General features: G+C 40.6%; 16 protein-coding genes. 8 read left to right on the plus strand and 8 right to left on the minus strand.

Annotated elements, in window-relative coordinates:
* Window positions 1-125 precede the first annotated feature (125 nt).
* A complete protein-coding gene (locus ACOI22_RS15295; RefSeq protein ID WP_420673005.1) occupies window positions 126-629 on the plus strand; it encodes an RDD family protein in 504 nt (167 codons plus the stop codon).
* A gap of 5 nt (window positions 630-634) precedes the next feature.
* Here ACOI22_RS15295 and lptG read toward each other — a convergent pair whose 3' ends face one another.
* On the minus strand, window positions 635-1,699 hold the full coding sequence (lptG, locus tag ACOI22_RS15300) for an LPS export ABC transporter permease LptG (protein WP_420673006.1): 1,065 nt from the start codon (window positions 1,697-1,699) through the stop codon (window positions 635-637).
* Entirely contained in the window at window positions 1,692-2,795 is a 1,104-nt protein-coding gene (lptF, locus tag ACOI22_RS15305) for an LPS export ABC transporter permease LptF (protein WP_420673007.1), read from the minus strand. The genes lptG and lptF overlap by 8 nt, the downstream gene beginning before the upstream one ends.
* A 269-nt stretch (window positions 2,796-3,064) precedes the next feature.
* On the opposite strand from lptF, the gene pepA reads away from it, so the two are divergent.
* The 3 genes from pepA (at window position 3,065) to ACOI22_RS15320 (ending at window position 7,942) form a co-directional block, all read left to right on the plus strand.
* On the plus strand, window positions 3,065-4,570 hold the full coding sequence (gene pepA, locus ACOI22_RS15310; RefSeq protein WP_420673008.1) for a leucyl aminopeptidase: 1,506 nt from the start codon (window positions 3,065-3,067) through the stop codon (window positions 4,568-4,570).
* Between the two features lie 17 nt (window positions 4,571-4,587).
* Window positions 4,588-5,067, plus strand: coding sequence for a DNA polymerase III subunit chi (locus tag ACOI22_RS15315; RefSeq protein WP_420673009.1), 480 nt, complete (start codon window positions 4,588-4,590; stop codon window positions 5,065-5,067).
* A gap of 106 nt (window positions 5,068-5,173) precedes the next feature.
* A complete protein-coding gene (locus tag ACOI22_RS15320; protein ID WP_420673010.1) occupies window positions 5,174-7,942 on the plus strand; it encodes a valine--tRNA ligase in 2,769 nt (922 codons plus the stop codon).
* Window positions 7,943-8,202: 260 nt separating this feature from the next.
* Here the strand turns inward: ACOI22_RS15320 and ACOI22_RS15325 are convergent, their stop codons facing one another.
* Window positions 8,203-9,474 carry a hypothetical protein gene (locus ACOI22_RS15325; protein ID WP_420673011.1) on the minus strand — a complete coding sequence of 424 codons (1,272 nt, stop codon included), beginning with the start codon at window positions 9,472-9,474 and terminating at the stop codon, window positions 8,203-8,205.
* 263 nt (window positions 9,475-9,737) lie between these two features.
* Here ACOI22_RS15325 and ACOI22_RS15330 point away from each other — a divergent pair, with 263 nt between their 5' ends.
* Window positions 9,738-9,896 (plus strand): hypothetical protein, encoded by a 159-nt coding sequence (locus ACOI22_RS15330; protein WP_420673012.1) that lies wholly within the window; start codon window positions 9,738-9,740, stop codon window positions 9,894-9,896.
* Window positions 9,897-9,911: 15 nt separating this feature from the next.
* Here the strand turns inward: ACOI22_RS15330 and rraB are convergent, their stop codons facing one another.
* Entirely contained in the window at window positions 9,912-10,304 is a 393-nt protein-coding gene (rraB, locus tag ACOI22_RS15335) for a ribonuclease E inhibitor RraB (RefSeq protein WP_420673013.1), read from the minus strand.
* A gap of 10 nt (window positions 10,305-10,314) precedes the next feature.
* Window positions 10,315-10,911: a 1-acylglycerol-3-phosphate O-acyltransferase gene (locus ACOI22_RS15340; protein ID WP_420673014.1), complete on the minus strand. Its 597-nt coding sequence runs from the start codon at window positions 10,909-10,911 to the stop codon at window positions 10,315-10,317.
* A 292-nt stretch (window positions 10,912-11,203) separates the two neighbouring features.
* Here ACOI22_RS15340 and ACOI22_RS15345 point away from each other — a divergent pair, with 292 nt between their 5' ends.
* Window positions 11,204-12,316 (plus strand): HD domain-containing phosphohydrolase, encoded by a 1,113-nt coding sequence (locus tag ACOI22_RS15345; RefSeq protein WP_420673015.1) that lies wholly within the window; start codon window positions 11,204-11,206, stop codon window positions 12,314-12,316.
* Between the two features lie 149 nt (window positions 12,317-12,465).
* Window positions 12,466-12,921 carry an SRPBCC family protein gene (locus ACOI22_RS15350; RefSeq protein WP_420673016.1) on the plus strand — a complete coding sequence of 152 codons (456 nt, stop codon included), beginning with the start codon at window positions 12,466-12,468 and terminating at the stop codon, window positions 12,919-12,921.
* Window positions 12,922-12,957: 36 nt separating this feature from the next.
* Here ACOI22_RS15350 and ACOI22_RS15355 read toward each other — a convergent pair whose 3' ends face one another.
* The 3 genes from ACOI22_RS15355 to ACOI22_RS15365 all read right to left on the minus strand — a co-directional run bounded on the left by ACOI22_RS15355 (window position 12,958) and on the right by ACOI22_RS15365 (window position 15,181).
* Window positions 12,958-13,476 carry an NUDIX hydrolase gene (locus ACOI22_RS15355; protein ID WP_420673017.1) on the minus strand — a complete coding sequence of 173 codons (519 nt, stop codon included), beginning with the start codon at window positions 13,474-13,476 and terminating at the stop codon, window positions 12,958-12,960.
* A 2-nt stretch (window positions 13,477-13,478) separates the two neighbouring features.
* Window positions 13,479-13,673: a YwbE family protein gene (locus tag ACOI22_RS15360; protein ID WP_420673018.1), complete on the minus strand. Its 195-nt coding sequence runs from the start codon at window positions 13,671-13,673 to the stop codon at window positions 13,479-13,481.
* Between the two features lie 182 nt (window positions 13,674-13,855).
* Window positions 13,856-15,181, minus strand: a complete 1,326-nt coding sequence (locus ACOI22_RS15365) for an OapA family protein (protein ID WP_420673019.1) — start codon at window positions 15,179-15,181, stop codon at window positions 13,856-13,858.
* Window positions 15,182-15,405: 224 nt separating this feature from the next.
* Here ACOI22_RS15365 and tyrS point away from each other — a divergent pair, with 224 nt between their 5' ends.
* Window positions 15,406-16,605: a tyrosine--tRNA ligase gene (gene tyrS, locus ACOI22_RS15370; protein WP_420673020.1), complete on the plus strand. Its 1,200-nt coding sequence runs from the start codon at window positions 15,406-15,408 to the stop codon at window positions 16,603-16,605.

Below are 16,605 nucleotides of genomic sequence, written 5' to 3' on the forward strand. Positions count from 1 at the left end.
TGACTTTGGGTATCAAGTGTTATTTACAGCTTTATTAACAAATTTTGTGATTTTGCTAAGAAACTGATTTGTAAGCACATAGAGAATGTTATGATACAAGCATAGTGAAGAAAGATATAGTTAGTATGAGCGAATCAAATTTTAAGCGGGCGGGTTTTATAAGGCGTTTAGCCGCTATGGTATACGATGCATTAATTGCAGTGGCGGTTGGCATGTTGGCTGCGCTAATTCTTATAGGTGTACTAACAGCCTTACTTGAAAACGGCGTGTTATCTAAGCAAGGCTATGAGCATGTAAATGATCTTATTCAAGGCTCAGTGGTTTATAAAGGTGTTATTCAAGCTTGGGTAGTGCTATGGGTAAGTTGTTTTTTCTTATGGTTTTGGAAGCATGGTGGCCAAACTTTGGGTATGCGTGCTTGGCGACTGCGCTTATTCAATCTTCATTCTGATACTGAAAAGCCCATAGGTTACGGCAAGCTTATACTTCGATTACTTGCCTCATTAGGCGGGCTGGGTACCTTGTTGGTATTACTTGATTTTAAAAGTAAACTAGCGCTTCAAGATCGCGTTGCAGGTACACAAATGTTAGTGCTTAGCAAAGAAGAAAATCATCATAAAAATTGGTAATTCAACTAGTTTCGCTTCAATAACACAGCCGCAATTAACGCAAACAATACACTAGGTACTACAGCTCCTAAGACTGGCGGGAGTTGAAATACTAAGGCTACTTGGCCGAATATTTCGCTACTTACAAAAAATCCAATCCCAGCAAGTACGCCCATTCCCGTTCTTGCTCCCATGGTTACCGAACGCAAGGGGCCAAATATAAACGAGAGTGCAAGCAAAAGCATTACCGCGACTGACACAGGCTGCAAAATTTTGCGCCAAAAGGCTAGTTCATACCTTGATGAATCTTGGCCGTTGTTCTGTAAATAATCAATGTATTCGTATATACCGCCAATTGATAAGGCTTCGGGCTTTACTGCCACAATGCCTAGCTTGTCGGGCGTTATTGAGGTTTCCCACTGGCGCTCATTTATCTGACTGCTTTGAATACCTTGCTCGTTAATTAGCACTTGTTTTACATCAGATAACTGCCAGGTTGGTGAATTAAATTGAGCTGTTTTTGCACTGGTTACACGGCTTAATTTTAATGCGTCGTTAAACTCATAAACGCTCACATCTTGTAAGGTATTTTGGTCTAGCACATCACCAATACTTACAAAATTATCACCGTCTTTTGCCCATGTTAATGAGTTGGATGAAAGTAAACTCCCGCCTGACAGCGCCTCTGTTCGAATTTGTTTCGCTTTAGCTTCGCTTTGCGGGGTTACCCATTCAGCCAGCGCCATCACCGCCAATATAACTAATACTACTGATTTCATTGCACTGGTTGTAATTTTAGCTTTTGACATACCCGATGCTTGCATCACAATAAGCTCGCTACTTTGTGCGAGTAAGCCCATACCAATTAAGCCGCCTAACAATGTGGCCATGGGTAAAAATAACTCAACTTCACGGGGTAAACTAAGTAGTACGTATAAACCTGCTATGGTCATGTCGTAATCACCACGGCCAATTAATCGCAATTGCTCAACAAATTTTATTAATGCACTTAGCCCAATCAAGACTGACAAAGACATTACAATAGTACTTAATAGCGTACGGGCAATATATAAATCTATAAGTTTAAACATGTTTGTTACCCGTAAAAGCTCGCCTTATGGCTGCTCCTAAACGCCTATCTCGTACAATCAACCCCGTACCTACTAATAACATCGTTGCGTGTACCCACCACAGGCCTATAGAACTCGGCAAACGGCCATCTTCCATAATTCGCCTGCTTGCTAAGAGTAAAAGGAAGTATCCTAAATATAATAAAAGCGCCGGTAACATTTTACCAAAACGGCCTTGGCGTGGATCAACCGCGCTTAAGGGCACGGCAATAAGCACTAAGAAGGGGAGTGAAAGTGGGATAGCTATACGCCATTGTAATTCAGCTTTCGCTTCAATAGTGTCCATATTCCATAATGCTAAGGTTGGAATAGCGGCTACTTTTATGCGTTTTTCTTCTTTATCTGCTTCTTGGATAGTTACCGAGTATTCGTCAAACTGAACTATTTGATAGTCATTCGCTACAGTGGTTCCTTCGTATTGGGTTCCCTTTTCAAGCACAAGTTGTTTCGCACCTAATTCACCTTGTTGAATACGTCCGCTGTTGGCGTAAATTAGGTGGACGCCATTATCTTCAACGCTAGGCTGTGCTAAGAATACTTTTTGCAAACGTTTATTGTCAGAATCAATATCATGTACAAATATTATTGAACCGTCAGTCCCCGTTTCTTGGAAGCGACCTGATATAACAGCCGCTAAGCCTGACTTAGCGGCGGCTTCTTCCCGCAAATGATACTCTTGCTCAAGCGAAATAGGGGCTAAATAAAGCGTAACCAAACCGGTTATCAAGCCAATTAATACCGCTACAAATAGCGTAACTCGGGTGACATACCATTCACTTATTCCACAAGCTTTAAGTACTGTCATTTCGCTGTCAACGTACATGCGGCCGTGCGCAAGCATAACGCCTAAAAATAGGCTAATGGGGAGAATTAATGAGGCCAGTACGGGGCTGTATAAAGTAATAAAACCAAGTACTAGATCAGCGGGCACATCGCCATCAGTGGCGTCGCCTAAAATGCGCACAAACCGAAGCATTATAAAGATAGACATTAGGATGAAAAACACCGCTAATTGCGATTTAAATGTTTCGCGCAGTAAGTATCGAAAAATCAACATGAATAATTGATGTCTTTTTTAACCAAAATAGTGTTTTATGATGAAAACCTAGCAATATTTAAGTAAACTTCGTATTTATGACAGTTAAGTCCGCTTACTTATCTCAAAATGCCTTAGCTTTTTTGTAAGTTTAGCATAATCCTATTTGGCAGAAACAGCTATTTTAGGAATTAAGGGGTAAGGACGGCTCGTTACTTAATGAAATCTAACAGTCTTATAATAACAATAACGACAGAAAACGTGTTGGCTAGCAGCACAAAGGGGTAATAATGGAATTTGGTGTAAAGAGCGGTAGTCCAGAGAAGCAGCGCAGTGCATGTATTGTAGTGGGAGTATTTGAACCACGCCGATTGAGCACAGTTGCGGAACAACTTGATACCATTAGTGAAGGCTATATAAGCAATTTACTTCGCCGCGGTGACCTTGAAGGCAAGGCCGGCCAAATGTTGTTGCTACATCACGTTCCAAATGTATTGAGTGAACGAGTGCTATTAGTTGGCTGCGGAAAAGAGCGCGAACTTAACGAGCGTCAGTACAAGCAAATAGTGGCTAAAACTATTCAGACCTTAAATGAAACTGGCTCTATGGAAGCGGTTAGTTTCCTTACTGAGTTACATGTTAAAGGGCGTGATTCATATTGGAAAGTGCGCCAAGCGGTTGAAGCAGCAAGCGAATCGGTTTATTCCTTTTTGCAATTAAAAACCAAAAAAGGCGAGCCGCGCCGTCCTTTACGTAAAATGGTGTTTAATTTACCTACCCGCAAAGATTTGCCTCTAGGTGAACGCGCAATAGTACACGCACAAGCGATCAGCAAGGGCGTAACGGTTGCTAAAGATGTAAGCAACATGCCGCCAAATATTTGTAACCCATTGTACTTAAATCAACAAGCGGCTGAACTGGTTGAAAGCTATCCTAGTTTAAGCCTTGATACCGTTGGCGAAGCGCAAATGGAAGAACTAGGTATGCATACATACCTAGCGGTGGGCCGCGGTTCTGAAAATGAATCTATTATGAGCGTTATTCACCATAAAGGTGGAAATGCAGACGATGCACCTGTGGTACTAGTAGGCAAAGGACTAACCTTTGATTCAGGCGGTATTTCGATCAAACCAGGCGAAGCTATGGATGAGATGAAGTACGATATGTGTGGTGCGGCATCAGTTTTGGGGGTTATGCACACTGTTGCTGAATTAAACTTACCCCTTAATATCATTGGTATAATAGCTGGGTGTGAAAACATGCCCGACGCAAACGCATATCGCCCGGGTGATATTTTAACCACTATGTCAGGGCAAACCGTGGAAGTGCTAAATACTGACGCCGAAGGACGCTTAGTATTATGCGACGCGTTAACCTACGTTGAGCGATTTGACCCTGACTGCGTTATTGATATTGCTACACTTACAGGTGCATGTGTTATTGCCTTAGGTAAACATGCAACAGCGGTACTTAGCCAGCACAATCCCCTGGCGCATGAAATCATTAATGCATCAGAGCAAAGTGCTGATAAAGCATGGCGCTTACCTTTATGGGATGAGTACCAAGACCAAATTGAAAGCCCGTTTGCTGATATGTCAAACCTAGGTGGAAGACCAGCGGGTACAATTACCGCTGCATGTTTCTTGTCGCGTTTTACGCGCAAGTATAACTGGGCGCATTTAGACATTGCAGGAACGGCTTGGGTGAGCGGTGCAAATAAAGGCGCAACGGGCCGCCCTGTACCAATGCTTACGCAGTTCTTAATGAACAAAGCTAATGTGTCTATTGATGAATAATGCAATAAAGAGAAATTATGCCAACTAAGGTGATTTTTTATGCTTTGTCAGATGACAAGGCCTCTGAAGATGCAAAAAATGTAGTAGAAAATGTAGAACAGCAGGCTTTGCAAAAAGCCGCTGAACTTACCCTTGAAAGCGTATCTAGAAAAGCGCGCGTTACCGTACTTTGTGATACACAAAAACAAGCCGAAGCATTTGACGAATTTATTTGGCAGTATCCACCTGAGCGTTTTATTCCGCATAATTTATACGGAGAAGGACCTGACATGGGAACGCCGGTGGAAATCCTGTGGCAAAGTGCTTATCAGAGTATGCGGCAACTCAGAAACAAAGCCGTTTTAATCAATTTGTCGCAAGCATATATTGAGCAGCAATCAGGCATTCAGCAAATAATTGATTTTGTTCCCCACGATGAAGAATTAAAAGTGTTGGCCCGCGAACGCTATAAGCGATACAAGCAAGCGGGCTGCCAACTTGACTATCAAACGGTGTAAGGCATTGGCCTAATAATAAACACGGTTATTTATCACGCATTAAACCTTTAAATGCCGTTCAGATAAAATAAGTGCTGAACGGCATGATTATATAAAGAGCAAAGAAATGGAAAAAACATTTAATCCACACAAAATTGAACAAGCCTGTTACCAGCACTGGGAAGAGCAGGGGCTTTTTAAGCCTAGCGGTTCTGGTGACCCTTACTGTATTTTATTGCCGCCGCCGAATGTAACCGGTAGCTTGCATATGGGACATGCTTTTCAACACACTGTTATGGATGCGCTCATTCGATATAACCGTATGAAAGGCAACAATACCCTGTGGCAATGCGGAACTGATCACGCAGGAATTGCCACACAAATGGTGGTTGAACGTAAGTTAAATGCCGAAGGTAAAACGCGCCATGATTTAGGCCGCGAAAACTTTGTAGAACGCATATGGGATTGGAAAGAAGAGTCGGGCGGCAATATTACCCAACAAATGCGCCGCTTAGGTACCTCTCCTGACTGGTCACGTGAAGTATTTACCATGGATGACAATTTGTCAGAAGCGGTTCAAGAAGTATTCATTACTTTACATGAAGAAGGCTTAATTTACCGCGGTAAGCGCCTTGTAAATTGGGATCCGGCTTTATTAACAGCGGTGTCTGATCTTGAAGTAATAAGTGAAGAAGAAGACGGCTTCATGTGGCACATGCGCTACCCTTTAACTGATAACAGCGGTTCACTTGTTGTGGCAACTACGCGCCCAGAAACCATGTTAGGAGATGCAGCGGTAGCGGTTCACCCTGATGATGAACGCTATCAACATTTAATTGGTAAGACCATAACGCTGCCAATTACGGGCCGTGAAATTCCTATTATTGCAGATGATTACGTTGATCAAGAATTTGGTACTGGCTGCGTTAAAATTACGCCAGCCCATGATTTCAACGATTACGACATGGGTAAGCGTCATAACTTACCTTTGATCAATATTTTTACTGATCATGCAAACATAAATGATGAAGCGCCTGAAGAATTTAGAGGCTTAGAGCGTTTTGAAGCGCGTAAGCAAATAATTGCGAAGTTAGAACAAGATGGTTTCTTAGTAGAAGTAAAACCGCATAAGCTTAAAGTACCTCGTGGTGATAGAAGCGGTGTGGTAATTGAACCCTACCTAACAGACCAATGGTACGTAGCGGTTGAGTCACTAGCGAAACCAGCCATTGAAGCCGTTGAGTCAGGTGAAATACGTTTTGTGCCTGAGAATTGGAATAAAACCTATTTCCAATGGATGAACAACATTCAAGATTGGTGTATTTCACGCCAACTATGGTGGGGCCATAGAATACCTGCATGGTTTGATGAGAGCGGAAAAGTCTATGTAGGGCGCAGCGAAGCAGAAGTGCGCGCTAAAAACTCACTAGATGATTCAGTAAAGCTTAAACAAGATGATGACGTACTTGATACGTGGTTTTCATCAGCCTTGTGGCCATTCGCTACTATGGGCTGGCCAAAAGAAACACCAGAGCTAGATACTTTTGTACCGAGTTCTGTACTTGTAACAGGCTTTGACATCATATTTTTCTGGGTAGCCAGAATGATCATGATGACGAAAAAGTTCACAGGAAAAATTCCGTTTAAAGATATTTATATTACCGGCCTAGTGCGTGACGAAAACGGTGACAAAATGTCTAAATCAAAAGGGAACGTGCTTGACCCAATTGATGTAATAGACGGCATAGATTTAGATGCCCTAGTTGAAAAACGAACTCAAGGTATGATGCAGCCTAAAATGGCCGCCAAAATTACCAAAGCTACACGTAAACAATTTGCTGAAGGTATTGATGCTTACGGTACTGACGCACTGCGTTTTACCTTTGCTGCTATGGCCTCAACTAGCCGTGATATAAACTTTGATATGAGCCGCGTTGAGGGCTACCGTAATTTCTGTAACAAGATATGGAATGCCACGCGCTTTGTACTAATGAATACCGAAGAGTTTGACACAGGTAACAAAGGTGGCGAATTAAACTTAAGTGTATTTGATAAATGGATATGGTCACGTTTTCAAGACACCCTACAAAGCTTTGAAACCGCGGTGTCGCAGTATCGTTTTGATTTAGCTGCACAAAACTTGTATGAATTCACTTGGAATCAATTCTGTGATTGGTATTTAGAGCTTTCCAAAGCGGTACTAAACTCTGATACCACAACTGAAGCTGAAAAGCGCGGTACACGCCATACGCTTATTAATGTGCTAGAGCACATGATGCGTTTGCTTCATCCAATTATGCCATTTATTACTGACGAAATTTGGCAAAAAATTAAGCCGCTTTCAGTGAACGGTGCCACATGCAATAGCATAATGTCTGATGCGTTCCCTGTGTTTGATGCAAGTAAAAAAGATGCGGCCGCCGAAGCTGATATTGAATGGGTGAAATCATTTGTAATTGGTATTCGCAATATTCGCGGTGAAATGGATATAGCACCTTCTAAAAAGTTAGATGTATTACTAGATAACGTGAGCGAAATTGATAAACGCCAATTAGCGCAAAACCAAGTGTACTTGCTTAATTTAGCGAAGTTGTCATCAATCACTGAGTTGTTAGGTGAAGAAGCGCCAGCCTGTGCAACTGCACTAGTGGGTGAAATGGAAATTATGATACCCATGGCAGGCTTAATTGACAAAGACGCAGAATTAGCGCGTTTAAGTAAAGCGGCTGACAAGCTAAATCAAGACTTAAAACGCACCGAAGGTAAACTTAATAATGAAAGCTTTGTTAGCAAAGCACCAGCAGCCGTAATTGACAAAGAGAAAGCAAAAATGGCAGATGCAAAAATGCAGTTAGCCAAAATTGAAGAACAGGCTGCGGCCATCCGCGCCATGTAAATACCCGTAATCCTTGTAAATTCCCGCGATACAGATGTTATCGCGGGGACCTCACAAAGCGATATTCATAGTTAACATTGTGTTACTCAGCAGACAGCGAGACGCAACATACGCAATGTATACAACTTACGTATTTCAACTTCAGACTAATTTGATTTCCCGAATAGGAAATCACATATGCATTTACTGTAGCGATAGGGAAAATAAATTAAACATCGTCAACGAGTAACGATCAAAATAATTAACGCGTAAAAAGCAAGCTACTTTAGAGCCCAAAACTTTCTTACTTTTTTATAAATTTCTGAATTATTATCGACAGAAATTTGCTTGAGTTGATATAAAAGGTACTCTAATGACACACCAATTTTTAGTTTGTTGTTTAAATAGCTATCACAAACTTCGGACAAATCAGCCATAGAGTTTATTAACGGATGCTCAGTCAATTTTCCCTCAAGTTGATTGTTCACCTCTGTAGTGTTCGGGTGGAACATTGCAGTAGACACTGGAATATTGCAAATGCCTACAAACTCAGGTTTTCCACCTCTTTCCACCCACCTGAAGAAACCAGTCACCATAATATCTTGCTTGCATAATTCACTAATTAAATTTGGATTAAGATTTGACTCTTCAACTAATTCTCGTGCCATACCATATTTAACTACGTCCAATAAATTATCTGACCGCGCATTATTTACATCTAACCAATCTAAAGACCCAGAACCGGTTGCAACTAATCTATTTACGCTTACTTGAGCATTTGCATTTTGGGTCCAAAAAACTAAATGCTTATCTTTGGTTAGACCTAATAACGTAACACCAATATGGTTTGACAATTTAGAAGCTGCTAAATCTAACAAATTTCCATTTTTAATAGGCAGCATATTATTAAAGTTTATAGAACTATCTCTACAACTACTTATCAAAGATTTTCCTGCTGCTTCATTTGTAATCAAGGAAGTAAAATAAGAGGTTTTCCCTATATCCACAGCGTTTTTCCCATGGGTAAGACTGCTCAATAAAGCAACTTTTTTTTCATTAAAAAGGTAACCAGGCTCTTGTGATTTGAACACAAGAAATTTACTTAACTTTTGCTTACTGTCTTGCCAGTTTCCAAGCAAAACGGACTCAAATTCTTCTAGCTTATGAAATGTAATTTTGCTGTCTGACAAAAAATTATTATTTAATGACTCTGAGTAAGATATTTTAGAGTTGCTTGGCAGTGAAACAATTGAAAATCCTTCGGTGTTGTCGTTTACAAGGCGGTTGAATTCTTTCTTGGCTTGGGGCGTTACTAAGACTTTGTCAAACGAGGTTTGTATTTGTTCTTTATAGCTTTTTAAAAGTTGGAAGATTAAAAGCAATCCACTAAAAACCGATATCGGCGTCGCCCAAAAAGAGGAGCTAGGTAAGTGAAAAGATATGAACGCAAAAGTAATGGTTAGCAATATTAATACGATAGCCAATTTACCATATGCATTCAGATAAACATTTTTATAAAATATTACCCCTATATTTTCTTTAAAGTGACGCAATAGCTAAATCTCCTTTTTAGTATAAACATTTGTACTATCAGTCAAAATGTCATGTTCTCTGAACGGGTTTTTATTATTAAATCGTAATACCTTACAACAAGCGATGGTTCAAATAAAGCTTCAGTGAGCAAGCTTCTTTCATCACATTATGCGAAACTAAATTTGCTATGTGTAAACCTTTGCCGCAGCGCTTAGATGATACCCGTAATTCTTTCTATGTTGTAGGCAATACACCATGTATATAGTGCAAAGCCCTAAGGCAAATGCAAGTAGCTTTAGATGATTTGAGAGGTCGCGGCCTTAGTCACGATAACGAACATTTGTGCGCATTTGGCTGTGGTTTAAATGATGAGCAGATTACCGCTTTCACGGTAATGACCAATTTAGCGCCTGTGATGGCAACGACTGAGGAGGTAATGTAGAGGAGAGGTAGGCTACTACTTCTCGTCATCATCAAACTGGTCGGTATCATCTATAGCATCGTTACCTACATAGTAGGTGCCCCATCCATCGTAATGAACCTTGTGCTTATCAGCTATGGCAAGTAGCTTATCTACATCTTTATTAAATGCTTCGGCATCTAGCTTTTTTTCTAATATTGCGTCAAAGCAAAATACAGTTCCGCCGTCATCCAAAATTAATTCTTCTGCATCAGTTACTTCAAACCCAGCTTTAAAAGCATCAACCGCTGCTTTTTCAAGTACGTCAAAGTCTTTACTAGCTAAGTGATGTTCTATTATGTGATTTTGGCTTAAGTCAGTTCCATCTGCAGTAAGTGCTTCTATTGTTTCTTCGTTAAACTCGTACCATTGCAAGGCTTCTTCATTCATATTGCTGTTCCTATTTTTTTTCGCTCAAGCGCTCGGCTTCTTCGCTAATTCTTTTAAATGTAATTTCCATATCTTGCTTAAATTGTTCAGCAAGATGTTTGGCGTGTGCTTGTGGGTCAATCGATACTGGATCTAATGTTTCAATAATAACGATTCCATTATTCCAGCGATTAAACTTAATTTTTCCGTTTGTAATATCGCTACATACTACAGGTACAATCTTTTTCTTTTCCGATAAGGCAAGCCTAAAAGCGCCAGTTTTGAAAGGCTGTATGCCTTTTCCACGGCTTCGGGTACCCTCGGGGAATATCCAAATCGACAAATTTCGCTTTTTCATCGTTTTGCCAGTGGCACTAAGGGTATCGCGAGCTCTGCCTGTATTTTTACGGTCAATCAGTATGTTGCCTGATAGCCAATAAATGAGCCCGAAAATGGGGATCCATTTCAGGCTTTTTTTGCCCATGGTTACTACCCCAGGCTCAGCCGCATGGCTTACGGTCATTAAATCATACGAATTTTGATGGTTCGCAATATATACATACGATTCATTGGGCTTAATATTTTTTGAACAGCGGTATACCAATTTTACGCCTACAATGCGTGACATGGTTGAATACACTTTACCCGCTAAATTTACATTATTTCGATGTAAAGGCCTGATAATAAAAACTATTAGAAGAAAAGTATTTATCAGAATGAAATACCCTAACAAGACCACAAAACGTATAATTGCTAACACACCATTTCCTTAATAAACCTAAGGTGACCAATTATACCTACTAAGCTTTAAATACAAAGCGTTAAATATAATCAAAAGGTCGCGAAGTCCTCAGAATACCTAAGTTAGTGCCGATAACATGACATTACTCTGAACCTCACTACGGTTAAAGCAAACAACTATGGCGCTATTTAAACCAGAAGATGCTTACGATGACATTCTTCAAGACCTAAAAGAAGAAATTGTTGAGTTGTATGAAGCGAGCGAACAAACGCTAATTGAACTTGAAATAAAGCCCTCTGACAACGAATTGCAACGAAGTTTGTTTCGCAACGTGCATACTATTAAAGGTGACCTTGGCTTGGTTAGCTTTGTGCCAATGATTTTGGTTTTACAATCATTGGAAGATATTCTAGATATGCTTCGCAAAGGCGAACTGCCATATTCAAGTCTGATGAGCGACCTAGTTCTGTTGCTTTTAGACAAAGTATCAGTATTTGTAGACACCTGCATTAAAGATGGGCAGGTTGAATATGACGATGTTGCGATTGAAAATACTATTGTTGTGATTAAACAATTAACGCCACACAATGTTGAAGAGCACGATGGATTATTTCAGGACGCTATTTCAGCGCTTAGTGGGGAAGAGCCACAAGCCCGCGTAAATAGCGGTACTAAAGTGGGTTTAGGTAAAACGGGTATTCCAAAAAATATACCTGAAAATCAACAAACTGATTTGCTTTTTTTCAGAGACCTTATGCGGCCAATAGAAAAGCGCGCCGGATACAATGAGGGGCGCGGTGACAAAATAGCGGCCTTAGCTTTATACATTAATAGCTTACATGAAAACCCTATTGATGAATCTCAATTAGCGGTGGCGTGTTATGTACATGATTTTGGTATGGCATTCATGCCTGATGAATTAGTCAATAAATCAGAAGCGTTGAGCTCTATTGAGCAAAACCTTATACGCTCCCACGTGTACAAAAGCACTCGTTTAATTGAGCATTTAACCGTGTGGGACGAAGCAAGAAAGATTATTATGCAACATCATGAAAATATGGATGGTAGTGGCTACCCGCTGGGAATTAAAGGGCCTGAGATTTGTGAGGGAGCCAAGCTTCTCTCTATTTTAGACCGTTATTTAGACTTAATTAGTTCCGCTAGCGATAGTAGTGAGCCATTGAGTGAAGTTGAGGCTGTTATTGCGATCAATAAAAATTACAAAGGACAGCTTAGTGGGCCTTGGTTACGATTGTTTAACCAAGGGATGACTGAGTTTTTAAATGCCTAAGGTGTGAAAGCCATAGCGGGATTTTTTTCCTTTAAGCTTCAAGGAATTGAGCTTTAAGTTGCGCCTAAAGTATAAAAATCTGTCATGAAGTTTGGGCCAGTGCCGATAGATAATATTCAACGAAGTAAAAAGAAAAAAGGCTGATAAGTATGTATGACTTCACATTAAAAGGTTATTTAAACTCAGATGTAGCTACGGTTTATCAAGCCTTTAGTGAACCCGACATACTGTCTAAATGGTTTGCTCCAGGAAACTTGATGGTCTCTCAAATGATGTTAAGTTTTACAGAAGGCGGGCAATACAGAACGGTATTGGTTGGCCCTGATGGATTTCAACAAACTATTATGGGTACTTACCAAGAAATTGTACCCAACGAGCGCTTGAGCTTTACATGGCGCTGGGATGATACCAATGATATTACGAAGGTCGATGTGACCTTTAATACACTTCCTAACAGCACTACAAGCATTCATTTATGCCAGTCGGGATTTGCGCAAGAGCAAGATATGCTGAGTCAGCAATATGCGTGGCTTGCATGCTTAGAAAAGTTAAGCTTAGCCACACGCAATTTTTCGCCCGTTCAACACCAAGCCTACGCAGCATAGTACAAACGCTTTCAAGCTTTTACACAAATCAGCGGGCTATAAACCAAACTCTTTTACTATCCGTTTTAACAAAAAGGTTTCGCGCTCAATAGACATGCCTTTTTTGTGGCTATTCGCTATTGTGTGTTCGTTGTGAGCAATGGCCTGATGAATATCCATCCACTTTGCCACCATACCGTTTTGAACTTCGTATGACTCTAATTCCGGCTCAGACAAGTGTTCGTCAATATCGCATACATAACAATATGACTTCATATAAAGAACATCGGCATTATCTTTATACCAAGGCCGGTATTCTTCGTACAAACCAAACTCTTTTATATTCCTCACGTTTTGCGCGCCGGTTTCTTCTTTTAGTTCTCGTTTTAGCGCACAAATAAAATCTTCACCTGCATCAACACCTCCGCCGGGAAGGCTATAATCGTGATATCGCTGAGTATAAAGCAGTAAAATATGGCTACCTCTAACCACAATGCCGCGAGTAGCTATTCGAGTAATACAATGAGAAAAGTTGTTTTTTACGTCGGGGTGTTTTGTTGAATCTAATAAACGCATGTTTATTCGTGAATTTCTTTTACGCGACCCACTTGGCCATCTTCTAATTTAACTTTAATGCCATGAGGATGATTCGGAGAATTAGTTAAGATTTTAGCCACTACGCCTTCGGTTAACCTGCCGCTTCGTTGGTCTTGCTTTAAGACAATACTGACATTTAATCCAACAGAAATGTTACTTCTTAGCTTGCCGCTCATAATAAAAACTCGAGTGTATTAAAAGCTGGGCATTATATCGCGGTAAAAATATAGTGCGACCACTAAATGAATTCACTACGCAGCACCACACGAGTCATTGTAGCCATACCCGTCATTGCAGCGAAGGCTGCAAACTCCGCTACACCCGTCATTGCAGCGAAGGCTGCAAACGCCAGCTTTACCTAGTTCATGGCCAACATTATGCGTTTGTGGTTACCCAAAAGAGCCACTTGTTGTTCAGCAATCAGCATAAAAGCGGCTTTGTCAGATGAATCAATAGGCTCAGCTTTAGGCAATGAAACCGTTCGAGGGTTTCTATGTACGCCATCTACTAAAAATTCATAATGCAAGTGTGCGCCGGTAACCATGCCGCTAGAGCCTAAGTAACCTAAGGTTTGCCCTTGTTTTACGGTTTGCCCTTTGCGTACAGCTCGCTTGGTAAAATGCAGGTATTTGGTAGTATAACGCTCGCCATGTTGCACAAATACATGATGGCCATTGTATTTATCATAACCCGCTTTAATTACTTTACCGTCACCCGCAGCCATTACTGGCGTACCTACACGAGCAACATAATCCACGCCACGGTGGGGCTTAATTCGCTTTTGCACGGGGTGAAAGCGCCTAGGGTTAAAGCTAGAACTTACATATTTGAAGTTAATAGGCGCACGCAAAAAGCTTTTACGCATACTGGTGCCATCGGGGGTGTAGTAGCGGCCGTCAGTGTAACGTACGGCCGTGAATACTTCTTTTTGGTTAACAAATTCAGCTGAAATAATATTGCCAAAGCCAATGAATTCGCCGTCAGCGTATAGGGCTTCATAAACCATGTTGAATGTATCGCCACTTCGTATCTCTTGGGCGAAGTCAATATCCCAACCGAATATTCCGGCCAATTCCATAATTTGATTGTCGCTCAAGCCTGCTTCAACACCTGCGTTCCAAAAACTTGATTGGATTTCGCCTTGCGCATATCGAAGAGTTGACTCAATTTGTTTTGTATCGATGCTACTTATGTAGTTTTCATCTTGGGCAGAAATCAATAAGGTTTCTGTTGAGCTAATAGGATATTGAAGGCTAACTAATTGCTTGTTTTCATTTATATGTAAATAAAGCGTATCGCCAGGCTTCATTTTGAGTAAACGTTTTGCAAACTCTCCTGCTTTACTGACTTTTAAAGTAGTAATAGGGCTTAAATTAAAACGCTTAAAAATAAGGGCAAGATTGTCACCTGATTTAACTTTGTGGGTAACAAAATCGATTGCGTCGCTATCATCAATATCAATGGCGGCATCAAACGAGAAATCGGGCATGGGGGCGCTGTATTTTACGCCGGGCACTAGCTCGACAGGATTAGCGCTTCGTGAAGCTTTCACGCTATCCATTGGCCAAAATAACACGGTAAACAACAAAAAGGCGATGCCCACTACAATAATGCGGTGTTGTTTAGGTAAACTTTTTATGCTTTTCTTCACTCTTGCGTTCATGTTTCTTGTATTAACTACCATACACTCGTAAAATAATCGGGCAAAAATATTTGCTTATCAAATAGCAGAATATAACGATTTTAGTCAGTATTCCAGTTAAAAGGTTCACTTTAGTTCTTTATACTAAAGTTGTAGCAAAGTAATATATTCATCATAGCGCTGTTCTGACATAAAAAAATATTACAAAATTAAGTATTTATCTTACTCACGCGGTAAGGTGGGTCGACGTTCATTAAGGTGTAAAAATGACAAGTTGGGAATCAGCATTTGCTGAGATTAAACGCGGTTCAGATGAAATTCTAATAGAAGAAGAACTCATTGAACGACTTAAAAAGGGCAAAGCGCTAAAAATTAAAGCGGGCTTTGATCCAACCGCACCAGACCTACACTTAGGCCATACAGTTTTAATAAATAAACTAAGAACCTTTCAGCAATTAGGCCACGAGGTTATTTTCTTGATAGGGGACTTTACCGGATTAATTGGTGATCCAACGGGTAAAAATGTTACGCGAAAGCCTCTTACTAAAGAGCAAGTGCTCGAAAACGCACAAACATACCAAGATCAAGTATTTAAAATATTAGACCCTGCAAAAACCACCATTCGCTTTAACAGTGAATGGATGAATGAGTTGGGCGCTGCTGGCATGATAAAACTTGCGGCAAGCCAAACAGTAGCGCGTATGTTAGAGCGTGATGACTTCAAAAAGCGTTATGCTAATGGCCAACCCATTGCTATTCATGAGTTTTTATATCCACTTGTGCAAGGTTGGGATTCAGTTGCTTTGGAGTCAGACGTTGAGCTAGGAGGCACAGACCAACGCTTTAACTTATTAATGGGCCGTGAGTTACAAAAATCACAAGGGCAAGCGCAACAAACCGTACTAATGATGCCCTTGCTTGAAGGTTTAGATGGCGTGCAAAAAATGTCTAAATCATTAAACAACTACATAGGCATAACTGACGCACCAAATGAGATGTTTGGTAAAATTATGTCTATTTCTGATGACTTAATGTGGCGCTACTATGACTTACTTAGCTTTAAGCCTATAGATACCATTGCTGAATTAAAAGCTTCGGTTGATGATGGCGCAAACCCGCGCGATGTTAAGATTCTTCTAGCCAAAGAAATTATTGCTCGCTTCCATAGTGAAGCCGATGCCGAAGCAGCGCATCAAGATTTTATTCAGCGCTTCCAGAAGAACGCAATACCCGATGACATGCCTGAACTTGAAATTGAATTGCCAAGTGAAGGCGTTGCGATTGGTAACTTACTTAAGCAAGCGGAGTTAGTGGGTTCTACTTCCGACGCTATGCGTATGATTAAGCAAGGTGCGGTTAAAATTGATGGTGAAAAGGTAGCTGATACGCGCATGTTAATTTCACAAGCGGGTGAAGCGGTTTATCAAGTAGGTAAACGTAAATTTGCTCGCATTACTTTAAAATAG

This window comes from Glaciecola sp. 2405UD65-10 (assembly GCF_048820975.1).
GTDB lineage: Bacteria > Pseudomonadota > Gammaproteobacteria > Enterobacterales > Alteromonadaceae > Glaciecola.